The following is a 23,617-nucleotide window of genomic DNA, read 5'->3' on the forward strand; positions in this document are numbered from 1 at the left end:
CCATGCTGTACGCATCTGGAAAAGGACCACATCCGAAAATTTTCTGTACACATGACATTCATTTATAGGGAGTGGCTTCGCGCGTAACGTATAAGCGAGGGACATTTCCATACATGATAGGGGTTTTGTTGCATATTAAGGAAGGAAAACCGAACAGAAGTGAGAAGAAGACCGAAAATCATGGAGTCTATAGATCAGATCATTGGGAAAGTTTGGACGCGTAAAAATTTATTAAAAAACCCCCGTTTCTCCACGAAACGAAGGTTCATCAATTAAGCCATTAGCTTAAGCTATTCATTGTAAAGCAGTTCCACTTCTTACTTGGAAACCACCGTAACAATAATAGACAAAATCATAAATCCTGCACCCAGTACCACCGTTGCACGTTGCAGGAAGAGATCCAATCCGCGCGCTTTCGTTTTACCGAAAAGATGTTCCGCACCACCGGAGATGGCACCCGCCAAACCAGCGCTTTTCCCGTGCTGCAGCAATACTACAGTGATTAGACCGATCGAGAAGACAACGAGCAGCAATTTCAAAGCAATATCCATTCTTTCCACCTCCTACCCATGTGGGCATAACATCTCACCATAAAAACAGTTACTTTAATTGTAACATAGCTATGGTTGTACTACAAGTAGTACAGTTCATACCATGCCCTAAATTTCACCATCTACGTGAATTTGTGCGTTGTACCAATACTCCGTTTCAATAAAAAAGACAAGCCGGTTACCCGGCTTGCCCGTAAAAGCTGGATATCCAGCTTATTTTTTAAGGTTGTAGAATCCTTTAAGACCATTGTATTGAGCCAGTTCACCCAGTTGATCCTCAATGCGGAGCAATTGGTTGTACTTCGCGATACGGTCTGTACGGGAAGGAGCACCCGTTTTGATTTGACCAGCGTTTGTTGCAACAGCGATATCAGCGATTGTGCTGTCTTCGGACTCACCGGAACGGTGGGAGATTACAGCTGTGTATCCTGCACGTTTAGCCATTTCGATTGCATCAAATGTTTCAGTCAATGTACCGATTTGGTTAACTTTGATCAGGATGGAGTTACCGATACCTTCTTCGATACCTCTGCCCAGACGCTCAGTGTTTGTTACGAACAGATCATCACCAACGAGTTGTACTTTGTCTCCCAATTTCTCAGTGAGCAATTTCCAACCATCCCAGTCATCTTCGGACATACCGTCTTCGATTGTGATGATTGGGTATTTCTCAACCCATGAAGCCAAGAGGTCAACATACTCAGCGGAAGTGTAAGATTTACCTTCACCAGCCAATGTGTATTTACCATCTTTGTAGAACTCAGTGGAAGCTACGTCCATACCCAGGAATACGTCAACACCTGGTTTGTAACCCGCTTTTTCAATTGCTTCGATGATTGTAGTGATTGCTTCTTCGTTTGAACCAAGGTTCGGTGCGAAACCACCTTCGTCACCTACAGCTGTGTTCAAGCCTTTGGAGCTCAATACGGATTTCAGGTTGTGGAAGATTTCTGCGCCTACGCGAAGAGCTTCTTTGAAGCTTGGTGCTCCAACTGGAAGAACCATGAACTCTTGAACGTCGATGTTGTTGTCCGCATGCTCACCACCGTTGATGATGTTCATCATTGGAACTGGCAATGCTTTAGCGTTGAATCCGCCCAGGTATACATACAATGGCAGGTCCAGAGCGTCAGCAGCTGCGCGAGCTACTGCCATGGATACAGCCAGGATTGCGTTAGCACCCAGTTTACCTTTGTTTGGCGTACCATCCAAAGTGATCATCAATTTGTCGATACCCAGTTGATCCAATGCATCCATACCGATAACTTCTGGAGCGATTGTTTCGTTTACGTTTTTAACAGCTTGCAGAACGCCTTTACCGAGGTAACGGGATTTGTCGCCATCGCGAAGCTCAACTGCTTCGTGGGCACCAGTGGATGCACCGGATGGAACGATTGCGCGTCCGATTGCGCCGGACTCCAGGTATACTTCAACTTCTACTGTAGGGTTACCGCGGGAGTCGAGGACTTCGCGAGCGTACACGTCAGAAATAATAGTCATTTGTGATAATCTCCTTTAAATTTGAATTTATTAAAAATTAGGACTACTTGTGTTTCCCCTTATCCACTTCGTCAGCAGAATCGTCTTCCGATCGCTGTTATCCCCGGATTCCTTTAAACTTATTCTCATAAGTTGGAATCCTGTGATAAAGGCGAACGCTAACGCTTCTTCGTACGATTTCTGCTGTCTCCGTTCAGAGGTAAACGCCAAACTTCCCAATTTCATATATAGTGGCTGTGCAACTTATTTACGGGTAGCGATGACAGATGTACCTGTCATTTCTTCCGGTTTAGGCAACTGCATCAGGTCAAGAATCGTTGGCGCGATATCCGCCAGAATTCCGCCTTCACGCAATGTTACATTGGCATCCGTAACGATGAATGGAACCGGGTTCGTTGTATGAGCTGTGAACGGACGTCCTTGCTCATCGAACACCATATCCGCGTTACCGTGATCCGCTGTAATCAGCACTACGCCGCCTTTGGCAAGTACCGCGTCTACAACGCGACCCATGCACTCATCCGTTACCTCAACCGCTTTGATGGTAGGCTCCAGCATACCGGAGTGTCCAACCATGTCAGGGTTAGCGAAATTCAGGATAATCGCATCGTGCTTATCTGCTTCAATCTCACGGACTGCTGCATCTGCTACTTCGTATGCGCTCATCTCTGGTTGCAGGTCATACGTCGCAACTTTTGGTGAGTTGATCAGCACGCGAGTTTCGCCCGGAAGCTCCACATCACGACCGCCGCTGAAGAAGAAGGTAACGTGCGGGTATTTCTCAGTTTCTGCAATACGCAGTTGTTTTTTATTATTCTGTACCAGTACTTCACCCAGCGTATTGTCAAGGTTCTTCGGCTCATAAGCCACATAACCCTCAACCGTCTCGCTGAACAACGTCAGGCATACAAAGTGCAAGCCCACAGGGAACTTCGGACCACGATCAAAACCGCGGAAATCGGAGTTCGTGAATACTTGCGACAACTGGATTGCACGGTCAGGACGGAAGTTAAGGAAGATTACGGAATCACCGCTCTCAACCAGACCTACCGGCTCACCATCCGCTTTAACGATAACCGTTGGTTCAACGAATTCGTCAAATACGGATTTCTCATACGATTCTTCAACCGCTTTGAGTGGGTCAGTGTATTTCGGTCCATCTCCATAAACGATGGCGCGGTATGATTTCTCAACCCGTTCCCAACGTTTGTCACGGTCCATCGCGTAATAGCGACCTTGTACCGTAGCGATTTGTCCCACACCAACTTCTTCAATCTTGGCGATCAGCTTCTGCATGAAGTCCTTACCACTGTCAGGCATAACATCACGGCCATCCATGAAGGCATGAATATATACATCGTTCATTCCTTCTTTTTTGGCCAGATCCAGCATGGCAAACAGGTGGTCGATGTGACTATGTACGCCGCCATCGGACAACAAACCGTAGAGATGAAGCTTTTTACCGCTTTGTTTCGCTTCGCGAACCGCTTTGACAAGTGTTTCATTGTCATAGAACTCGCCGTCACGAATCGATTTGGAGATACGGGTCAAATCCTGGTATACGATCCGGCCGGCACCAATGTTCAGGTGACCTACCTCGGAATTTCCCATTTGACCTTCTGGCAAACCTACAGCTTCACCGCAAGCAGTCAGGGTTGTATGTGGGAATTGGCTCATGAGACGGTCATAGTTCGGTTTCTTGGCTTGCGCTACCGCATTGCCTTCCACCGTGTTACGCAGACCAAAGCCATCCATGATGATCAGTGCTACAGGTTTTGGAGCTGTCATCTTACTTCGCCCCCTCAACAAGCGCGATGAACGAAGCCGGCTGCAAGCTGGCACCGCCAACAAGAGCGCCGTCGATGTCGCTTTGTCCGAGGTATTCTGTTACGTTCTCCGGTTTAACACTGCCGCCGTATTGAATACGAACTGCATTCGCAACCGTCTCGTTGTACAGATCCTTCACCAATGTACGGATGTAAGCAATAACTTCATTCGCATCTTGGGAAGTGGAGGATTTGCCTGTACCAATCGCCCAGATTGGCTCATAAGCGATAACAACCTGTGCCGCTTGCTCTGCAGACAGACCTGCCAAAGCAGCTTCTGTTTGCACTTTGCATACGTCTTTTGTTTGGTTCGCTTCACGCTCTTCAAGCGTTTCACCAAGGCAGAAGATTGGAGTCAATCCGTGACGGAATGCTGCATGTAACTTTTTATTGACAGTCTCATCGGTTTCCGCAAAATATTGACGGCGCTCCGAGTGACCAACGATGACATAATCCACACCCAGGTCTTTCAGCATTACACCGCTGATTTCACCTGTGAATGCACCATTGTCTTCAAAATGAAGATTTTGTGCACCAATTTTGATGTTTGTGCCTTTAACGGCTTCTACCAGGGATGGCAGATTCGTAAACGGTGCGCAGATTACAGTTTCCACGCCTTCAACTTCCGCTTTTCCTTTAACTTCCTGAATAAAGTCATTGGATTCGGAAACCGTTTTGAACATTTTCCAGTTACCTGCGATAATCGGTGTTCTCATGGGTTTCAACTCCTTCATGCTATAGACTACTAAAACTTACTTGTCGTTCAATGCCACTACGCCTGGAAGTACTTTACCTTCCATGAACTCGAGCGATGCACCGCCACCTGTAGAGATGTGGTTCATCTTGTCAGCCAATTTGAATTTCTCAGCTGCTGCTGCGGAGTCACCGCCACCAATTACAGTGTAAGCTTCTGTCTCAGCGCAAGCTTCTGCTACTGCACGAGTACCGTGGGAGAATGGCTCGATTTCAAATACGCCCATTGGTCCGTTCCATACAACCAATTTGGAGTTTTTGATTACGTCAGCATAGATCTCACGTGTTTTAGGACCGATGTCGATTCCTTCCCAATCTGCTGGGATGCCATCGATATCAACGATTTGTGTGTTTGCTTTTGCGCTGAAATCGTCAGACACTACGATATCTACCGGCAGGTAGAAGTTTTTGCCCAATTTTTTCGCTTTTTCGATGAAACCGAGCGCAACATCAAGTTTGGAGTCATCCAGCAAGGACTGTCCAATTTCATGTCCTTGTGCTTTGAGGAACGTGTAAGTCAGACCGCCACCGATGATCACGTTGTCTGCAATGTTCAGCAGGTTGTCGATTACATCGATTTTGTCTTTAACTTTGGATCCGCCAATGATGGCTGTGAAAGGACGCTCAGGGTTGGAAATGGCTTTACCCAACACTTCAAGTTCTTTTTCCATCAACAAACCGGACACTGCTGGAAGCAAGTGAGCGATTCCTTCAGTCGAAGCGTGTGCTCTGTGAGCCGCGCCAAACGCATCGTTAACGAAAACGTCAGCCAGTTCAGCAAATTGTTTTGCCAGTTCCGGATCATTTTTCTCTTCGCCTGCGTGGAAACGAACGTTTTCAAGCAACAATACGTCGCCATTGTTCAGTTCAGCGATTTGAGCTTTAACAGCGTCACCAACAGAATCGTCAGCTTTAACAACTGTTTTACCTAACAATTCGGACAAACGCTCAGCTGCTGGAGTCAAACGCAAAGACTCAACCACTTCGCCTTTAGGACGACCCATGTGGCTTGCCAAAATGACTTTAGCGCCTTTTTCAATCAAGAAGTTGATTGTAGGAAGCGTTGCACGAATACGTTTGTCATCTGTAATTTTACCATCTTCGAGCGGCACATTGAAATCTACACGGACAAAAGCCCGTTTTCCTGTCAATTCGATATCGCGTACACTTTTTTTGTTCATCTGTATTTCCTCCGCACCCATGTATTTGGTGGACCGATCAAGGGCTGAAACCCCTTGTCAATCCTGGTGTTTTTGAGAAATTTGCAAAATATTGATATATAAAGAGCGGAAACAATATAGCATCTGTTTCCGCTCTATGTTATTGCAGATATTACTTAATCATTTTTGCAAAGTGCTCCAAAGTGCGAACCAATTGTGCAGTGTAGGACATTTCATTGTCATACCAAGCTACAGTTTTAACCAATTGTTGGTCGCCAACAGTCAGAACTTTAGTTTGAGTTGCATCAAACAGGGAACCGAAAGTGATACCTTGGATGTCGGAAGATACGATTTCGTCTTCAGTGTATCCGAAAGTTTGTGGGTCGGAAGCTTCTTTCATTACTGCGTTAACTTCTTCAGCAGTAACTTTTTTACCCAGAACAGTTACGAGCTCAGTCAGGGAACCAGTAGCTACTGGTACACGTTGAGCTGCACCATCCAATTTGCCTTGCAGTTCTGGAATTACCAGACCGATTGCTTTAGCAGCACCCGTTGTGTTAGGGATGATGTTTTCAGCTGCTGCGCGAGCACGACGGAAGTCACCTTTAGGGTGTGGAGCATCCAATGTGTTTTGGTCGCCAGTGTAAGCGTGAATTGTAGTCATCAAACCTTGAACGATTCCGAATTTGTCTTGCAGTGTTTTTGCCATAGGTGCCAGGCAGTTCGTTGTGCAAGATGCGCCGGAGATTACAGTTTCAGTACCGTCGAGGATTTCATGGTTTACATTGTAAACGATGGTTTTCATGTCGCCAGTAGCTGGTGCGGAGATAACAACTTTCTTAGCTCCACCTTTCAAGTGTTTCTCAGCTGCTTCTTTAGTTGTGAAGAAACCAGTACATTCCAGAACGATATCTACGCCCAGGTCGCCCCAAGGAAGTTCTTCCGGGTTACGGTTAGCCAATACTTTAACTTCTTTGCCGTTCACTTTGAAGAAGCCATCGTGTACTTCAACATCGCCATCGAAGCGACCTTGTGTTGTATCATATTTGAGCAAATGAGCCAGCATTTTAGCGTCAGTCAAGTCGTTGATTGCTACTACTTCAATGCCCTCTACATTTTGAATACGGCGGAATGCCAAGCGTCCAATACGTCCAAAACCGTTAATACCTACTTTAATCATGAGTAAGTTCCTCCCAAGTTTTGATTAATTTTTTATGAAACTTATATATTCAAGACAGACGGTGAAGTCCGTCAAGACAACATTCGTTGTGTTGCAGAGTATAACCTTATTCCATTTCAGCAACGATGACTTCGGCAGCAGCCTCATCAATAATCAGAATATCTTCCTGACCAAATCGCAACACGGAATGTATAGCAGCAGCTTTGCTTTTGCCACCTGCGATTCCAATCACAACATCGGTTCGTTCAATATCCTGTAGTCGCATCCCCAGTGTAAGCATGGTATGTACCACCTTACCCTGATCGTTAAAGTAATAACCGAAAGATTCAGAAACGGCTCCTTGCTCCTGAAGTTCATCTATGATCTCTGTCGCAAGTTTACGTCTTGTCGCCATCTCCACGGCATCACCAATTCCATGAATAACAATCCGCGATTTTCGAATCAGCTGCAGAATCTCCTGAACACTGGGGTCCTGGATTAATGATTCATAGGCATGATCACTAAGCAAATCCGGTACATGCAGGAGTTTATATTGCGCACCTACCCGTTTTGCCATCGTGGATGCAATCGTATTTGCCTGAATTTCAAGGCTTTCTCCAAGTCCACCGCGTGCCGGTACGAACCAGACACCTTTGAGCGATGTTGGCGGAGTCAGTTGCTCTGCGACTTCGGCCGTTGTTGATCCGCCAGTAACGGCGACAACGTCGTTGTCACTCATGATATTGCCGAGAGCCTTCGCTCCGGCTCTGCCCAGTTCCCTTTTGGCAAATGGAGATACGTCCGAATCACCAGGAACCACAACTACCTTTTGCAGACCGTAGGCTTGCTTGATGCGCTCTTCCAGCTCGGATAATCCGAACAACTCTTTGGCTACGGGCTCTAACTGCTGCAGCAAATCATACCCTGCCTCGCTGATCTTCATTCCTGCACTGTCAATTTCAATAAGTCCCTGAGCCTTTAACAGATCGGTCTCAGCCCTCAGAACCCGCTCGGTCATCTGCATGGAATTAGCTAACGTTCTCCGTCCGATCACATCCGATAACATGATCTGCTGGAGAATCGTATACCTCTTTTTCAAGACATCCATGAGATCAGGCAGAAGCTGCTTTTGTACTTCTAAAATCGTTCGCATGCTTTCCACTCCCGCAAGTTCTCGTTCCAAGCTCTCTTTCGTGGCCCTAAAACGTCCCGGGTTAACTTTTTAAGTCCCACGTCTATTCTACCTAAAACTGACGTGACATGCAAGTGTTTCAACGTGTTATTTCGACACACATTCAGCGTTTGTACGCGCCTATTTTCACAATCCTAGACTTCCATGATCAAGGACTAGCTCACTCATACCATATATAGAAGAAACAAATGAATTCCATCTACATATCGCTCAGAATACATTTCATCAGGCATGTCCAAAACCTCTAATAGCATTTACTTAAATGCACTCTTTATCCACTCTTCTTCATCATGATCATTTTTAGGTTAATCCAAACCAATACACATCACGAATTGCTTGCAATTAAATATTTCATGAGCTATAATCATTATTGCTGTCACATAATGTGCGCCCGTGGTCCAATGGATATGACGTAGGCCTCCGAAGCCTGAGATCCAAGTTCGATTCTTGGCGGGCGCGCCACTTTTATTTAACAGCTCATAACCCTTTTAACCAATGAAACCGGAAAGGTTTCTTTTTTTTGCAAGTTAGTTTGACTTTCTTTGACTTTTTGTTTGGAATTGTTTATTATGTGGGTAATACGGTAACAGTTTAAATATAAGCACCAATAACATTTACATTCCGAGGAGGTTTTTCACGTGAGTTTTATTCCAATGGTCGTTGAACAGAGCAACCGGGGTGAGCGCGCCTATGACATCTACTCCAGATTGCTGAAGGATCGTATTATTTTCCTTGGTAGCGATGTTAATGATGTAGTGGCTAATGCCATTATGGCACAGATGTTGTTCCTGGCTGCGGAAGATCCGGAGAAAGACATTCACTTATACATCAACAGCCCAGGCGGATCGATTACAGCCGGTATGGCCATTTACGATACAATGCAATTCATCAAACCGGATGTATCTACCATCTGTGTAGGTATGGCGGCTTCCATGGGTGCATTCTTGCTGAATGCTGGTGCAAAAGGGAAACGTTTTGCGTTGCCTAACAGTGAAATCATGATTCACCAACCGCTTGGTGGTGCTCAAGGTCAAGCTTCGGACATCGAAATCCGTGCTCGCCGCATCCTGAAAATGCGTGATACCTTGAACCGCATCATCTCTGAGCGTTCAGGTCAACCTCTGGAGCGGATCGAGAAAGATACAGATCGTGACTACTTCATGAGTGCTGCTGAAGCTGCCGATTACGGTATCATTGATAAAGTTATTGAAAACGTGGGTTCCCAAGGCATCTAATATGCTGCCTGGAGACTAGCGGTAACTTCACAGGGCAGGCTTCACCGATATATAGGTGAGCCCGCCCTGTGCTATTTCCAACTAAACAGGCAAATATCACACCCGTTAGTGGAGTGCGTTGCCTGGATAAACAAGAATCCCCCGTCAAAGCAGGATGACGGGGGATTCTTGTTATTATTTTTCATGAGAAGAATGTGATATAAGTGCTCTTGCTTAAAAGTTACCCTACGCGAACTTATTTGTCTGATGTTACGTTGCTAAACGGTTCCGTGCCCTTAGGCAGAATTTCCTTGTAAGTGAACTTCATTTCAGGGAAGCCTTCCGCGTAAGCTGTATATTCATACAACTGGAAGAACACAACTGCACCTGTTGGTGTCACATAGAAATCCTGGTCTTTATTTAACCCTTTGTAACCTTCCAGGTATCCACCGCGGGCTTTCAGTTGCTCGCCCACTTTTTTACCCAACGTCTCGCGCATGGTTTTGTTATTTTGCAGCACATCATCTAACGTAAGTTCCTTGCCTGTGTCCAGTGCAAAGGTGTGGCCGGTACGAGTCGTCATGCCATGTGCTCCTGCATAGTCCTCATAACGTTGAGTGATCAAACCTAGCACACCGTTCTCATTGTAAGTCACGACATACGAAGTTTCAAAAGCATATGGACGTTTTGCGGTTGCCCCGCCAAATTCAGTGGTTTGTTTTTTGAAAGCAGCAACAGCCGTGTCCACTTCATCTTTGAGCACTTTGTTGATTGCCGTTTCAGCTTCTTTGCTGGCAAGTCCACTCACCTGCGGATATTGTACATCTACTTCAGCATTTTTCACAGTAACATTAACTGTAGCCGCCTTAACTTTCACACTATTTTGTTTCACCTTGCTGAGTGTCAACGTTTTGGTTTTGCCATCCCAATTCCCCTGTACACCCAGATAATCTCGCATTGCCGAGAATGGAATATATAATCGACCCTGAATCAATTTTGCTTCCACCTGAGGGTAATACCCGTTAATATAGACGTTTGGTTGTTCATCCATCAGGCTAACGGTCATCGCATTGTTGGCTGCTGTTACCGTATATGACTTCGTTTTAGCATCATATTTCAACGTTCCACCCGCTACATCTTTGACTGCTGTCAGCGAGACCCAAGTCGATCCACCTTGAAGAAGTCCTTTTTGAGTCAGTGTTTTCCCTCCCGATTTCAGCGTTACCTCAGCCGGGGTTGTCACTTTCGAGGATACAGAAGCCGCCTGTACCGAACTCTCCTGCCATACCGAACCACTACCTACAATAATTCCTGCTGCAAGCAACGCACTTGTCCATTTTTTCCATGATGTCATATATAAGACTCCTCTCTGAATTCACAATTAGGTATCATTGCGTATGTAATCCTGACCTGATCGCATATCTCATACGCTCACCTCTCTATTATAATTAACCCAATTTCGGAAAGGTTTACAGCTCGAGTTACAATGTTGATGAATATCAGGCGGAAAATATAAGGGGATATGACCTTTTTGTCACGAACAACTATACAAAAAAGATACCAACAAACAACATTTCACGTTGCTTGAGAAAGGTACACTTCTATCTAACTTCATCAAAGTATGCTTTTCCAACAAAAAAAGACTCTGTCCTCAGGACAAAGTCTTTGTCATCATTTCGTTGTACCCATCAAGTGAAACTTGTAAAGGTTACTTGAGCTTATAGCCCGGTGCAATCTTGTTTATTTCATTTCATACGTAATATTCAGGATTGTACTTACTTTAACCTGGCCTGTTTCAATCTCCGTACCACCTGCTGTATCTTGTGCTTTGGACATCAAAGACTCACTTGCATAGAACACAGGTACATTTGCATCGCCTTGGCTTACGGAAAGAACAGCACCCAGTTGACGTTTAACTGCTTTTGCGATGGCGCCAGCTTTTACATCTGCATTGGCAACAGCTTTCTCAATCACTTGAGATTCATAAGTTTCCGGATTTTCTACAGTAAAGCGCACGTTCTCAATATTGTTGGCACCTGCCCCTGAAGCAGCATCGAGCAACTCGCCGATCTTGTCCATCTGACGATACGTGACTGTCAGTGTATGATGGGCTGTGTATCCTTTAATTTGTTGTCCGTCTTTTTCGCTATACGTATAGTTGGGTTGTACAGAGAACTGACTGGTTTGAATGTCGTCTGCACTGATTTTCCACGTATTCTTCAGCAAGTTGGATACTTTTTGAACTTTGGCAGCATTCGCTTTTTGAGCAGATGCAGCTGTCTCTGCAGTACTGTTCACACCAATGGACAGATAAGCAATATCAGGCTTCACCTGAATCTCACCTTTACCCACGACATTAATCACATTCTGTTGTACGCCTTGAACCTCTGCAGCATAAGCATAGTTCCCTGGCGCAACCCAAGCGGTTCCTCCTACAAGCAACGTACTTGCCACCAGCACTGCACCAAACGGTTTCATCCATTGTTTACCCATCACGATAGCCTCCTTATGTGTTAACATCTCAAACTTTAATCGATTTGATACCTTAACAGACGGGACAAATTCCATAATGTTGCACTTGACGATAGCAAATACCTCAATAACGCAAAAAAGCCCCTTTCGGGACTTCTTCATTGGATTGATCATATCTTATTGGTTTTCGAGCTCTTCCTTGCTTACCAGACTAACTAAAGCGTTTACAGCCTGTTCGGCATCCGCGCCTTCTGCACTAATCTGGATTTCCGTACCTGTGCTAATCGCAAGGCTCATGATCCCCATAATACTTTTTGCATTAACTTTTTTGTCGTCCTTCTCGACGAACACTTCAGACGAGTACTTATTCGCTTCTTGAACGAACAGTGCCGCAGGTCTGGCATGGAGACCCGTTTTCAAACGGACAACTACCGGGTGCTTTGTCATGGAAACTTACCCCCTATTATGAAATCTGGACATTAAATACACAATTATATTTATACAACATTATACCATTAACCCGTGCAGGACACTAGAAGAAAAAACTCAGGGTCTTTTGTAGGACATTATCTTGCCCTATTTCATCTTTTGCAGAGCGCATCCAATGACCTAAGTAAGTTCTCCCAGATCCTTAACGGCTGACCTTCCCGACTGTTTCTGTTCAGTAGAAACAGCCGACCTTGTTACTTACCCTGCGACGTCTTAACCATAACGTTCTGTGCGCACTTTCTCAGCCAGCTCATCAATTTTACGAAGCCGATGGTTTACTCCAGACTTGCTAACAGTACCTTTAAGGAGTTCGCCCACTTCCTTCAGATTGATATCTGGATGAGCCAGTCGAACCTCCGCCACCTCGCGAAGTTTCTCAGGCAGTGACTCCAGACCAACTTCTTTTTGCAACAAACGGATATTATCGATCTGTCTTACAGCCGCTCCAATGGTTTTATTCAGGTTGGCAGTCTCACAATTGACAATCCGGTTAACGGAGTTACGCATGTCTCGCATAATCCGTACATCTTCAAACTTGAACAAGGCCTGATGAGCACCAATGATGCTGAGCAGCTCAATGATTTTCTCGCCTTCCTTAATGTATAGGATGAATCCTTTTTTCCGTTCTATACACCGGGCATTCAGATGAAATTCATTGGCGAGATCAACGAGTGCCTGACAGTGCTCCTCATACATGGACGCAATCTCCAGGTGGTACGAGGAGCCTTCCGGATTATTAACCGATCCACCGGCCAGAAATGCACCGCGAAGATAGGCCCGTTTACAACAGTTCTGCTGAAACAACTCCGTATTAATGCCTGGTGTAAACAGAAAACCTTCCGATACAATATGAAGACTCTTGAGAATCTCCTGCACCATAGTTGGAATACGAACAATATACACATTGTTCTTTTTCAGCCGCATTTTTTTGCGGACCAGTAATTCCGTATGCACTTGAAAATGCTTTTTAAGCAGAGAGTATGCCCGTCTTGCAATGGCGGCATTCTCCGTCGAAATATCCAAGATCACTTTTTTATTCGATAACTGCACTGCACCAAGCATACGGATGAGGGCTGAAAGTTCCGCCTTTTCGCAGCACGGTTCGCTCTCGATCATGGTTAACTCTTTTTTGGTCTGTGCTGCAAACGACATGGGACTTCACCTCTTCCGTAACATCCAATTTTGTACCAGCTGGTAGATATGATGACTTAACTTGTCGGCATCATGACGCAGATAAGTCTTGAACAGAACAAGGGTATCTGCAACCACCTGATAGCCGGCACTTTCGAGTACATTCATATCCAGTACAACCGGTTTTGCTCCTTTTTCCGCATACTTATTCTGCACTTGCAGCGGAATATCACCATTATTTACGATAACATAGTCGAAGAGCTGATGACCTATATGCTCATGTACCGCCTTAAGGTGGTCACTCACCGTATAGTTATCCGTTTCTCCCGGCTGTGTCATAACATTACAGATAAACATCTTCACCGCATCAGCCTCTACCACAGCTTCTGCAAGCTTAGGCACAAGCAGATTGGGAAGAATGCTTGTATATAGGCTGCCTGGCCCGATCAGAATGGCGTCAGCTTGACGAATAGCCTCTACTGCCTCTGGCAACGGCTCCACGTGATCCGGTTCAAGGAAAACACGTTTGATGCGTCCGCCTGCCTCAGGGATTTTGGACTCACCTGTAATAATTGTGCCATCTTCCATCTCGGCATGCAACACAACGGCCTGCCCGGCTGCTGGCAATACCTCACCTCGAACGGCAAACACGCGGCTAAGCTCCCGCACTGCGGTCACAAAGTCGCCCGAAATATCCGTCATTGCAGCCAAAATCAAATTTCCCAAGCTGTGGCCTGCAAGCCCCGCGCCTGTATTGAAACGGTACTTCAACATATCTGAAAGCAATGGTTCTACATCAGCCAGTGCCGTAAGCACGTTGCGAATGTCGCCCGGAGGCGGCATCTGTAGCTCATTGCGCAGGATGCCTGAACTTCCACCGTCATCTGCTACCGTGACGATGGCCGTGATATCCAGCGGCTTCTCTTTCAAACCGCGTAACATCACGGATAATCCGGTTCCGCCGCCCATTACAACTATTCTCGGACGTTCTCTTCGTGGTCCGGCCTCTTTCATCCCTTCACCCTCTTCAATGACGGTCCCGGTCAGCGTCGCGATGGCTTACGGTGACAGCTTCTGTCTCGCTGCTTCCCAACATCTTGCCCAAATATTCCGATATCGCTACCGAACGATGCTTGCCTCCGGTACAGCCGATTCCAATAATAACCTGGCTTTTGCCTTCCTTCCGGTATTGCGGAATCAGGAAATGCAGCATATCCAGCAGCTTGGTCAGAAACGCCTGTGTCTCTGGCCACTTCATAACATATTCGTACACATCACTATTCTGCCCCGTATTCGGTCGTAAATGATCAATATAATGAGGATTCGGTAAAAAACGTACATCAAATACCAGATCAGCATCAATTGGAATGCCATATTTGAATCCGAACGACGTTATATTCACTGACAGCATTTGGCTTTCCAGATGAGAAAAGCGGGATATGATGCGTTCTTTCAGTTGGGCAGGCTTCATTGTACTTGTATTCAGTACCTGAGTAGCGGAGTTTTTGAGTTCCTCCAACATCTTGCGTTCCAGTCGGATGCCGTCCAGCGGCATACCTTCAGGAGCCAGAGGATGTCTGCGCCTGCTTTCTTTGTAACGCTGAACAAGTACAGAATCTGTAGCATCCAGGAATAAAATTTCGCAATGAATGGTAAAATGATCTTTAATATAGTTCAAAGACTCGGACAGAGCCGTAAAGAATTCACGCCCGCGCAGATCGATAACCAATGCAACCTTACCAATCTTGCCGTTAGACTGTTCAATTAGTTCCGCAAATTTCGGAATCAATACCGGTGGCAGATTATCCACACAGAAGAAACCCAGATCCTCCAGGCTTTGTACTGCAATGGTTTTGCCTGCCCCGGACATGCCCGTAATGATAATGAGCGTGGCGCCTGTGCCTGGTGAGCCTTCACCTTCAAGCATAAATGTCCCCTCCTTATCATATTGCTGTCTTCATATATTGTTACGAGGTTACTAGGAACGCAAGAGAAGACCTGCCGCACCCACAATACCTGCATTATTCCCAAGTGTAGCTTCCAGAATCTGAACCCCATCTTGCAACGGTTCCGGTGTCAGCTTAGCAAATACAGTACGTATTTCATCGAACAAGAAATTGCCCGCTTTGGACACACCGCCACCAATGATGAACATCTCCGGGTTAATGACAGCCGCTACAGTCGCCATGGACTTGCCCAAGTAGAATGCTGCACGGTTTACAATACGCTGTGCTACTTCATCGCCTGCCTTAGCAGCATCGAATACTTCCTTGGCTGCAATCTTGTCGACGAGTGCCAGTGACGTATGATCACCACGTTCTACGGCATCCTTAGCCATACGGATAATACCCGTTGCAGACGATACCGTTTCTACACATCCCATTTTACCACAGCCGCACTTGATGGCCTCCAGATCAGGAACAACACTGATATGACCGAGCTCTCCCGCCATACCGGAGAATCCTTGATAGATGTTCCCATTCAAGATCAATCCTCCGCCAACGCCAGTACCGAGCGTATAACATACACAATTGTCTACGCCTTTGCCGGCACCTGCCCATACTTCACCCAGTGCAGCCACGTTCGCATCGTTATCTATTTTGATTGGCTTGCCCAGACGTTCTTCCAGAATCGAACGAATGGCCACATTCCGAAATCCGATGTTAGGGGCATGAACGATAATTCCCTCGCGTACATTCGTGAAACCGGCCACTCCAGCACCCACACCCTCAAGCTGTTCCCAACTGTATGGTGATTCGGCTACGATATGTCGGACATACTTCTCGATGTTGGCGATGACCGTGTCTACGCCCTTATCCACTTCAGTCGGTCCTTCATACGTATGCATTAGCTGACCTTGTTCATCGCATATACCGACCTTGATTGCTGTTCCGCCGAGATCGACCCCAACGTAGATTTTCTCAGACATGCTGCAAGCCACCTTTATCTATCTAAAATAGTTTAAGTCCTACGTACCAACTATAATTGAAGGATACGCCTGGGTCAAGACGATAAGACCTTAGATACATCATGCTTCACCTGGGTTGTGAACTACGTCACATAGCATTTATGAATACGTATACAATCTCATCACCTTCATTTATGAACGCACGCTTTGTTCCTTCCTCCATAGCAGAGGAAGCCTCAACTCATGATATTGCATCTCCCCTCGTTACATTCATAAAAGATCATCTTCGTCCCCTCAACGTGGTGTCCTATCTCACTCCACCAATCCCCAGTCATTCTCACGTAGAGAACCATTGAATGACGGTACAGCCAACACAAAAGCGCCTTCCACAGATGGAAGGCGCACTACTTTTCAAGAGTATCCGAAGTTGTTCAATTGGATTGCACTCAGCCGTTCTTCAGCTATACGTCACAACTTCGACTCCACACGTACCGGCTCTTCTGTCTTCTCCATCTTGTTCACATCCAGAATATCGAGCAGGAAGACAAAGATCGGGATACCAATGATCAGTCCCCAGATCCCCAGGAAGTGCTGTGACAGAATCAGTACGATAAAGGTGTAGAACATTGGCAATTTGGTCTTGTGCGCCATCAATTTTGGATTCAGGAAGTACGTCTCCAAAGCATGAATTACAATAATCATGATGATCACAATAATGCTTAATTTCAGTCCACCCATCTGATACCCAATCAGACAGAGCGGTACCAGTGAGATGATAACCCCCGCAACGGGCACCAGACTGAGCAGGAACACCAGAATGGTCAGCGCGAACAGATATGGGAAACCCAGAATCCATAAGCCCAGAATGGTCAGCACTGTATTGAACACCGCAATCAGAAGCTGTGCCTCAATGACTTTACCAAAAGAAGATACGAACTTGTCTCCCAGATAAGCTACTTCATTATAGAACCATCCAATTTTACTTGTTTTGAACTTGGACGTGAACTTGGATATCTCCTGCTTCTGCAACAAGAAGAACAGACTCAGAATGATAACGAGCAGAATAAACTCCAACCATTTGCTCAAAGCGAAAATATATTTCAATGCATCATTGGTGTAATTTTTGATATCGAAGGACTGAAGGTAACCCGCAATCTTGGAAGCAAAATTATCTCCGTCTGCACTATCCAAAAATTTCATAATTTCGTTCGTTAACTGAACGACCTGATCCACGATCCGTGGTGAATATCTGGAGATACCGAGCACAATTACTGCGATAACAATCATATAGAGCAGAATGACCACAACTTTATAATTGATCGGAAACAACCGATTCAAACCACCTGTAATGAAATGCTGTAACCTGTTCATGACATACGTCACCAGGAACAACAGCAGAATCATGTGCAGCATACTCCCCATACTGAACAAAACCAAACAGAACAAGAGCAGGATCAAAAATCGTCTCACTGTCGCATTCTGTAGCCAATCTTTTATCATTTCCCCCAAAATCTTCACCTCACAGCTAATATGCCCCATATGTATACGAACTCATGCCCACTGTAGTTTCAAAAAAAGAGAAGCCTTCCGGCTTCTCTCATTACATGAGACTTCCCGTTGTCTCTTATTCCTAGCATATGCCCAACCTCACGCATGTCATGCTTATTTATCCAACGTTTCGCTCCAATCATGGATAATGCTTCCTTCAAGGAACTTCTCACAATCCATCGCAGCCATACATCCGGATCCTGCAGCCGTAATAGCTTGGCGATACTTCGTATCCTGAACATCACCACAGGCAAATACACCCGGTATATTGGTCTCCGTCGTTCCTGGTTTAACCACAACATAGCCATGTTCGTCCAGTGTGATCGCATTACCCAGAAATCCGGTATTTGGCGTGTGACCAATGGCAACGAATACGCCATCTGCTTCGAGCAACTCTTCCTGCCCCGTCTCGTTGTTGCGCACCTTCAGTCCTTTGACACCCATAGCTTCCGGTACGACTTCGAGTGGAGTACGGTTCAGCGCCCACTTCACCTTCTCATTACTGCGAGCCCGATCCTGCATAATCTTGGATGCACGCAACTCATCCCGACGGTGAACCAAAGTGACATCTGTTGCAAAACGAGTCAGGAAACTCGCTTCCTCCATCGCAGAGTCTCCGCCGCCCACAACCACGATTTTTTTGCCCCGGAAGAAGAAACCGTCACATGTCGCGCATGTACTCACACCACGTCCCACATTTTCCTGCTCACCTGGAATACCGAGATAACGAGCGGATGCACCTGTGGAGATAATGATCGATTCCGCTTCCAGTTCACCGATTCCTCCAACTTTGACCTTGAAAGGCGGTTTGCTGAAATCCACTTCTTCCACCCAACCATTTTTGAATTCGGCTCCAAAACGCTCAGCTTGCTTACGCATGTTGTCCATCAGTTCCGGACCCATGATACCTTGCGGGAAACCGGGGAAATTCTCAACTTCCGTTGTCGTCGTCAATTGACCACCCGGCTGAAGACCTTCGATAACCAGTGGTTTCAGATTAGCACGAGCCAGATATATCGCTGCTGTCAGACCCGCAGGTCCCGTTCCGATCACAATCGTTCTGTATTTAGACATATAGATACAGCCTCCTTAATTAAGGTGAGAATGTGTTGTACTAGCGATGAACTTGCCAAGATGATATCCTACAGGCATTTACGAGGCCCATTCGTTAAGTTTACCCGTTTTCCCGGTTGTTGTATCCTTCACCTCATGATGTCTTTCTGAAAACGAGTGAGGGCCAACTTTCTATACAAGTGGTGGATTGCTGTTACACACCGAATGAATCTGTTTAGCATACTTGCTAACTGTTGATGCCGAGATCCCATACCGCTCAGCAATGCTTTGATAGGTAACGGGACGACTATGATTCTTCGCTGCCAAATATTCAAGTCCAGCAGCCCAACCCTCAATCTGCTTCGTGCCCGGAACCTCTGGATGTACACGGGATACATAATCCGTCCAGAGCCGCTCCATCTCTTGCTGCAACTCAGCCTTTGCTTCAGACATCTGTAATGCACGATCAACAACAGCCTGCCAATGGGAGGTGGAGCCAGTGTCCGATTGTTCTGATGTGGATTGAACCTTCCCAATGGACTTCAAGGCAACAGGAGAAAAGGGACGAACCACCTGAGTATTCCCATCCTCATGTTCAGCCGATTTCAATCCGTTCAGTACAGTTTGTGCTGCCTCAAGCAGATCCTGTTCTTCTCCCGGCTCTTCAATGAAGGATTGCAGAGCCTGCTGCACCTCATAATCACCGATCATTCCGAGCGCATGAATAACCTGCAACTTCGTTGCCCGATCACCATGACGCAATGCCCAGAAGAACGATGAACGAATCAGTGGATCATTCTTCATTTCTTCAGGTATGCCGTTACCATAGTTCTCCCACTGTCTGAACTGCTCATCGAATGGCAGATGGTAGTGATAACTTAGCTTCTCTGGTTCTTGCTCGCCTTGTTTTACAGCTTCAAGACCTGACAGATAGTACCTGGATACCTCGGAACCCGGATCAAGCTTGGACACATGATGCCATAGACGCTCAGCAGCATCATAACGTTCTGTATTATAAGCCGCCACTGCTGCATAATGAGCAAGTGCCGGATCAGCAGCTGTCTCTTCATCCTTGAGCAAACGCCGGAAGTGAACATAAGCCGTATCATGTTGGCCCAGAATTCCCATCGTTGTCGCGAGTTTGTAGACTTGTTCGTGCTGGAATGGCACGATGACCCGCAATTTTTTGATCAGAAGCAGCACTTGATCGGCCCGGTTCTCGTTTTGATGGAAAATGGCCAGATTACAGAGTGCATGCAGATTACCTGGTTCCTGTTCAAGCACTTCGGCAATGGTCTCTTTTGCTTTGGCAAACAGACCCATATAATAGTAGGCGAGTGCCAGATTGTTACGGGCAGCCAAGTAATCAGGATAATCAGATGACATGCCTTCGAGCAATTCAGCAGCCTGTGCAAATTTCCCTTCTTCCAGCAGTTCCCGTGCCTGATCGTGCTCCACTACACCTTTGCGTGATTTGATTCGATTCAGTTTGGTCGGACGATCCAGCTCATAGTACAGAAGCTCCATCATCTCTTCGGCCTCCGTCATGAACTGACCCTGGGTGTCCTCCTCCAGATAGGTAACAAGTGCTTGCTCGGCTTCCTCAAACCGATCCATATTTGCATAATTGTTCGCCATATAGAAATAACATTCCGTCATCGACGGATCTACCACTTCCAGCACGTTAGCCAGAATGGCATTGGAGGCTTCGTAATCCCCCTTCTCCGATAATATACCCGCCATATTACAATGATTTACCGGATTTTCCGGTTCGTATTCAACAGCTTTGCGAAAATATTTTAATGCCTTGTCGACATGATTACGGTCCAGCGAGCGGACAGCTCTTTCAAAGAAGAAAGAAGCATCCAAGTGAATCGGTATAATATTGGCAAGGTGTCCCTCAGCCCGCACTAGCTTGCCCTTCATCTTCCAAGGCACCTCCTCTTTGCATTTCATTCATACTCTTCAGTATACCACATCTTAAGGCCCACTTCTCAATATGTAGTTTCATGTCGTTTATGAAAAAAATGCAAAAGAAAAGTGATATTCCATTTTGCAGGAAACATATCACCTTGGAGCGTTGTTTATTAAAAGGATACCTTTTTTGCCTAGAGACTCCCTCACTCACTTGCCACAAGATCTCTTTGCAGTATTGTATTAGTCCAATCTCGTCGGTCACGGGATGTCGTGTGTAATTATAAAAATATAGGCACATCATTTATTGTTTTAAGGAGTTGTTATATTGATGATCTCGAAAATTAAACCACTTATATTCATCTTAATCTGCTTGTTTACTTTAAATGGATGTTCAGCAGATATAAAAAATGATGAAAATCATTTTACACTTGATGAAGTAGTAACAGCGCTTGAGTCTCAAAACTTGAATTTGGTGTCCTTTGGTATAACCGGGTATCCTTTGAAGTTAAATGATGTTGTGCCTGAGGTGTACTCCGTTGAAGTGCCAGTGGAAGAAGAGCCTTATAGCCCTGAATTTTTACATTTCTATATTTTCAATTCAGAGAAGGATCGCATTAACGGGACCAAAGAATTCAATAATCACATGGAAAATGCCCATTTCACAACATTCCCCTTTCTATATGAGAAAGGAAATGCCCTTATCGTCTACTGGAGCAATACCAAAGATAATCCTCTGTTCACCAAATCCATCGACACTGCGTTGGAGCAACTGCAATGATAGTTCAAGTGTACAGTATGAGACATATCCTGAAATATCAAAATCCATGAAGTTCCATGGATTGAGCACATCATTGGGGATGTAACGAACGGTTCGCCGTAATCATTCGTAAAAAAAGAAGACCAAGCCCGCAGGCTCGGTCTTCTAAAGTTATGACTCCATACTCAACGCCATCGAAGGCGAGAGTGAAATATGAATGGTTTTATCAAACGGTGTCATGAAATTGACCAGCACAACCTTGCACTTGTCCGGCAGTTTTGCCTCACGAACCGTTGCCGCCAGATGCCCAAGTTCGCCCCCTGTAATCTCCAGCCAGTCTTCTCCGCAGGTATAGCGTAACGTACCGCCTTTCCACAAATAGTGACCCTCACTCGTTTCCACCGCGTCCTCACAGGTCAACTCACCTTCGCTTCCGAATACAAAGGACAGCTGCATCATAATGTCCTTCGGTTCTTGTCCAGATAGATGCATGGTCCATCCATTTTCAGTTGGTTGCACTTCTGCGCCTACACGGAATGTCTGCTCATGAGTAAGCTGACGATTCTGATGAGGTAGCAAATACCATGGACTTATATCTGATGCAGCAGATTCCGGTAACAGATTCGCAGGAACTGGACCGTAGTAGCCTTTCTTCTGCTCACCAGTCAAACGGTACCCTTCGGATAATCTGGTCATGTGCTGCATAGGGACATAACCCGGATTAAAGTATGAAGCCAGTTGCACAGCCAGCAGACGCACCTCACCATGACGAAGCGCGAAGAAGGAAGGAACTTCTGTCATCACGGTCACGCTAGTAGCACCATCCCGAATTCGGGCTACCGGAGCACCAAAATCCGTATGCATCCGACTGTGAGAGATCCGTCCGTGATGCCCTGCTGAATCCATCTGTCCCAGATAGTCTCCCCGTACAAAATGTTCATTCAGCATAACTTCGTATTGCTTCGGTAATGCATCACGTTCCTCATCCGGATGCTGAAGCTCAGGCTCAAGCATTAACCGAATGAGTGTATTCACCGAGCACACTCCCGGATCAGTCAATGTATCTCCCGCCCAGGCTGCCATCCCCGCAAAGAGTGGATCACCATCCAGCCGCGCCAGAATGGCATACGGTAGGTAATAGGGTGACAGATCATGAACACTGCCCAGATCCTGTCGCCCTGAATAATCTGTAACAATCTCACCTGTAGGATGCACCAGGTACACCATCATGCGGAGATTAAGTCTCACCGGTTCCAGCAGTTCAGGACGATTGAGCAGGCGCGCGGCATGAATTAACATGATGTCGCTAACTGCGCTGTATATTCCGTTGCTTCGTTCGGTCCACTCCCCATCGGGTGTAATATCCATGCCTTCTGCCAGCCACTGCTCTGCGCGCTGCACAGCTTCCTCCAGACCAAAGATTTGATGCAAGAAACCGAGCGCCGCGCATAGCACCCAGCGATGATTCGGCGTATGACAACCACCTGTAAGCATCGTTGGAATCGTGCGTTCCAGAAACAGCCTCATGTTGGTCAGTACAGGTTGCAATGGCTCCCATTCCTGTTGCTGAAGTAACTGATACAACTGTGAATATCCCACAACGACAAATGCAGTGTCTGGAGGGGAGTGGTAATTAGTCCAACCCGGAGATATTGAACCATCTTCATGCTGGAAGCGGAGTACATATTCCGTAGCTATCAGCAGTCGATCTAACAACGCCTCATCCCGATAATAGATGGAGTCCGGATTGGAGATCGCAGCCCCCCAGTAACACATATCCGTCGGCGTTCCCGTTGTGTGGTTGACCCAGGCAACACCTGTATAGGGATCGATGGTACCTCCATAATAACGGCTTTCAGGGTCAAGCATCTGCCGGGATATGCCTCTTTCTACCGCTCTGTCATTACTCTCCACCAGCTGTTTGTACATGTGCAGTCCCTCCATACCAATGCATTCTCCCGATGTGCGGAGTATGTTGCTTCAGCGC

20 protein-coding genes and 1 tRNA gene are annotated in these 23,617 nt (G+C 46.1%); 3 read left to right on the plus strand and 18 right to left on the minus strand.

Features of this window, described 5'->3' with window-relative positions:
• Window positions 1–317 precede the first annotated feature (317 nt).
• The 7 genes from secG to MKY73_RS28815 all read right to left on the minus strand — a co-directional run bounded on the left by secG (window position 318) and on the right by MKY73_RS28815 (window position 8,102).
• Window positions 318–551 (minus strand): preprotein translocase subunit SecG, encoded by a 234-nt coding sequence (gene secG / locus MKY73_RS28785; protein ID WP_062837740.1) that lies wholly within the window; start codon window positions 549–551, stop codon window positions 318–320.
• A 213-nt stretch (window positions 552–764) separates the two neighbouring features.
• A complete protein-coding gene (gene eno / locus MKY73_RS28790) occupies window positions 765–2,051 on the minus strand; it encodes a phosphopyruvate hydratase (RefSeq protein WP_076291983.1) in 1,287 nt (428 codons plus the stop codon).
• Between the two features lie 243 nt (window positions 2,052–2,294).
• Window positions 2,295–3,839, minus strand: coding sequence for a 2,3-bisphosphoglycerate-independent phosphoglycerate mutase (gpmI, locus tag MKY73_RS28795; protein WP_278297387.1), 1,545 nt, complete (start codon window positions 3,837–3,839; stop codon window positions 2,295–2,297).
• Between the two features lies 1 nt (window position 3,840).
• Window positions 3,841–4,593 carry a triose-phosphate isomerase gene (gene tpiA / locus MKY73_RS28800; RefSeq protein ID WP_339304860.1) on the minus strand — a complete coding sequence of 251 codons (753 nt, stop codon included), beginning with the start codon at window positions 4,591–4,593 and terminating at the stop codon, window positions 3,841–3,843.
• Window positions 4,594–4,629: 36 nt separating this feature from the next.
• A complete protein-coding gene (locus MKY73_RS28805) occupies window positions 4,630–5,811 on the minus strand; it encodes a phosphoglycerate kinase (RefSeq protein ID WP_124118312.1) in 1,182 nt (393 codons plus the stop codon).
• A 151-nt stretch (window positions 5,812–5,962) separates the two neighbouring features.
• Window positions 5,963–6,970, minus strand: coding sequence for a type I glyceraldehyde-3-phosphate dehydrogenase (gap, locus tag MKY73_RS28810; protein WP_056695277.1), 1,008 nt, complete (start codon window positions 6,968–6,970; stop codon window positions 5,963–5,965).
• 106 nt (window positions 6,971–7,076) lie between these two features.
• The gene (locus MKY73_RS28815; protein WP_124118313.1) at window positions 7,077–8,102 is read right to left on the minus strand and encodes a sugar-binding domain-containing protein; all 1,026 of its coding nucleotides are present in this window, start codon (window positions 8,100–8,102) and stop codon (window positions 7,077–7,079) included.
• 426 nt (window positions 8,103–8,528) lie between these two features.
• Between MKY73_RS28815 and MKY73_RS28820 the strand changes: the two genes are divergently transcribed.
• Window positions 8,529–8,603: transfer RNA gene (locus MKY73_RS28820), tRNA-Arg, on the plus strand.
• A 176-nt stretch (window positions 8,604–8,779) separates the two neighbouring features.
• Complete coding sequence (clpP, locus tag MKY73_RS28825; RefSeq protein ID WP_017691245.1) at window positions 8,780–9,376, plus strand: ATP-dependent Clp endopeptidase proteolytic subunit ClpP; 597 nt, start codon at window positions 8,780–8,782, stop codon at window positions 9,374–9,376.
• Between the two features lie 235 nt (window positions 9,377–9,611).
• Here clpP and MKY73_RS28830 read toward each other — a convergent pair whose 3' ends face one another.
• The 10 genes from MKY73_RS28830 to MKY73_RS28875 form a co-directional block, all read right to left on the minus strand.
• Entirely contained in the window at window positions 9,612–10,709 is a 1,098-nt protein-coding gene (locus tag MKY73_RS28830) for a DUF4163 domain-containing protein (RefSeq protein ID WP_339304862.1), read from the minus strand.
• Window positions 10,710–11,095: 386 nt separating this feature from the next.
• Window positions 11,096–11,848, minus strand: coding sequence for an SIMPL domain-containing protein (locus MKY73_RS28835; protein WP_339304864.1), 753 nt, complete (start codon window positions 11,846–11,848; stop codon window positions 11,096–11,098).
• A 156-nt stretch (window positions 11,849–12,004) separates the two neighbouring features.
• Complete coding sequence (locus tag MKY73_RS28840) at window positions 12,005–12,274, minus strand: HPr family phosphocarrier protein (protein WP_017691248.1); 270 nt, start codon at window positions 12,272–12,274, stop codon at window positions 12,005–12,007.
• A 255-nt stretch (window positions 12,275–12,529) separates the two neighbouring features.
• Window positions 12,530–13,468: a DNA-binding protein WhiA gene (whiA, locus tag MKY73_RS28845; RefSeq protein ID WP_253429043.1), complete on the minus strand. Its 939-nt coding sequence runs from the start codon at window positions 13,466–13,468 to the stop codon at window positions 12,530–12,532.
• 6 nt (window positions 13,469–13,474) lie between these two features.
• Window positions 13,475–14,461 (minus strand): YvcK family protein, encoded by a 987-nt coding sequence (locus tag MKY73_RS28850; RefSeq protein ID WP_017691250.1) that lies wholly within the window; start codon window positions 14,459–14,461, stop codon window positions 13,475–13,477.
• 13 nt (window positions 14,462–14,474) lie between these two features.
• Window positions 14,475–15,374 (minus strand): RNase adapter RapZ, encoded by a 900-nt coding sequence (rapZ, locus tag MKY73_RS28855; protein ID WP_017691251.1) that lies wholly within the window; start codon window positions 15,372–15,374, stop codon window positions 14,475–14,477.
• 51 nt (window positions 15,375–15,425) lie between these two features.
• A complete protein-coding gene (locus MKY73_RS28860) occupies window positions 15,426–16,376 on the minus strand; it encodes an ROK family glucokinase (protein WP_017691252.1) in 951 nt (316 codons plus the stop codon).
• Between the two features lie 447 nt (window positions 16,377–16,823).
• Entirely contained in the window at window positions 16,824–17,894 is a 1,071-nt protein-coding gene (locus MKY73_RS28865; protein ID WP_339304865.1) for an AI-2E family transporter, read from the minus strand.
• A 123-nt stretch (window positions 17,895–18,017) separates the two neighbouring features.
• Window positions 18,018–18,977 carry a thioredoxin-disulfide reductase gene (gene trxB, locus MKY73_RS28870; protein ID WP_339239014.1) on the minus strand — a complete coding sequence of 320 codons (960 nt, stop codon included), beginning with the start codon at window positions 18,975–18,977 and terminating at the stop codon, window positions 18,018–18,020.
• Window positions 18,978–19,148: 171 nt separating this feature from the next.
• Window positions 19,149–20,882: a tetratricopeptide repeat protein gene (locus MKY73_RS28875; protein WP_339304867.1), complete on the minus strand. Its 1,734-nt coding sequence runs from the start codon at window positions 20,880–20,882 to the stop codon at window positions 19,149–19,151.
• Between the two features lie 319 nt (window positions 20,883–21,201).
• Between MKY73_RS28875 and MKY73_RS28880 the strand changes: the two genes are divergently transcribed.
• A complete protein-coding gene (locus MKY73_RS28880; protein WP_339304868.1) occupies window positions 21,202–21,651 on the plus strand; it encodes a hypothetical protein in 450 nt (149 codons plus the stop codon).
• Window positions 21,652–21,801: 150 nt separating this feature from the next.
• On the opposite strand, the gene MKY73_RS28885 is transcribed toward MKY73_RS28880, so the two are convergent.
• Window positions 21,802–23,559 carry a hypothetical protein gene (locus MKY73_RS28885; protein WP_339304869.1) on the minus strand — a complete coding sequence of 586 codons (1,758 nt, stop codon included), beginning with the start codon at window positions 23,557–23,559 and terminating at the stop codon, window positions 21,802–21,804.
• Window positions 23,560–23,617: the final 58 nt, after the last annotated feature.

The organism is Paenibacillus sp. FSL R5-0519 (genome assembly GCF_037974275.1).
Classification (GTDB): Bacteria; Bacillota; Bacilli; order Paenibacillales; family Paenibacillaceae; genus Paenibacillus.

Excerpts from the sequence above, each read along its gene's own strand:
- MKY73_RS28865 (WP_339304865.1), bottom strand. The coding sequence starts at position 17,894 with ATGGGGCATATTAGCTGTGAGGTGAAGATTTTGGGGGAAATGATAAAA.
- MKY73_RS28835 (WP_339304864.1), bottom strand. The coding sequence starts at position 11,848 with ATGGGTAAACAATGGATGAAACCGTTTGGTGCAGTGCTGGTGGCAAGT.
- MKY73_RS28880 (WP_339304868.1), top strand. The coding sequence starts at position 21,202 with ATGATCTCGAAAATTAAACCACTTATATTCATCTTAATCTGCTTGTTT.
- trxB (WP_339239014.1), bottom strand. The coding sequence starts at position 18,977 with ATGTCTAAATACAGAACGATTGTGATCGGAACGGGACCTGCGGGTCTG.
- MKY73_RS28805 (WP_124118312.1), bottom strand. The coding sequence starts at position 5,811 with ATGAACAAAAAAAGTGTACGCGATATCGAATTGACAGGAAAACGGGCT.
- MKY73_RS28875 (WP_339304867.1), bottom strand. The coding sequence starts at position 20,882 with ATGAAGGGCAAGCTAGTGCGGGCTGAGGGACACCTTGCCAATATTATA.
- MKY73_RS28830 (WP_339304862.1), bottom strand. The coding sequence starts at position 10,709 with ATGACATCATGGAAAAAATGGACAAGTGCGTTGCTTGCAGCAGGAATT.
- tpiA (WP_339304860.1), bottom strand. The coding sequence starts at position 4,593 with ATGAGAACACCGATTATCGCAGGTAACTGGAAAATGTTCAAAACGGTT.
- MKY73_RS28840 (WP_017691248.1), bottom strand. The coding sequence starts at position 12,274 with ATGACAAAGCACCCGGTAGTTGTCCGTTTGAAAACGGGTCTCCATGCC.
- MKY73_RS28860 (WP_017691252.1), bottom strand. The coding sequence starts at position 16,376 with ATGTCTGAGAAAATCTACGTTGGGGTCGATCTCGGCGGAACAGCAATC.
- secG (WP_062837740.1), bottom strand. The coding sequence starts at position 551 with ATGGATATTGCTTTGAAATTGCTGCTCGTTGTCTTCTCGATCGGTCTA.
- MKY73_RS28815 (WP_124118313.1), bottom strand. The coding sequence starts at position 8,102 with ATGCGAACGATTTTAGAAGTACAAAAGCAGCTTCTGCCTGATCTCATG.
- gap (WP_056695277.1), bottom strand. The coding sequence starts at position 6,970 with ATGATTAAAGTAGGTATTAACGGTTTTGGACGTATTGGACGCTTGGCA.
- whiA (WP_253429043.1), bottom strand. The coding sequence starts at position 13,468 with ATGTCGTTTGCAGCACAGACCAAAAAAGAGTTAACCATGATCGAGAGC.
- gpmI (WP_278297387.1), bottom strand. The coding sequence starts at position 3,839 with ATGACAGCTCCAAAACCTGTAGCACTGATCATCATGGATGGCTTTGGT.
- MKY73_RS28885 (WP_339304869.1), bottom strand. The coding sequence starts at position 23,559 with ATGTACAAACAGCTGGTGGAGAGTAATGACAGAGCGGTAGAAAGAGGC.
- MKY73_RS28850 (WP_017691250.1), bottom strand. The coding sequence starts at position 14,461 with ATGAAAGAGGCCGGACCACGAAGAGAACGTCCGAGAATAGTTGTAATG.
- eno (WP_076291983.1), bottom strand. The coding sequence starts at position 2,051 with ATGACTATTATTTCTGACGTGTACGCTCGCGAAGTCCTCGACTCCCGC.
- rapZ (WP_017691251.1), bottom strand. The coding sequence starts at position 15,374 with ATGCTTGAAGGTGAAGGCTCACCAGGCACAGGCGCCACGCTCATTATC.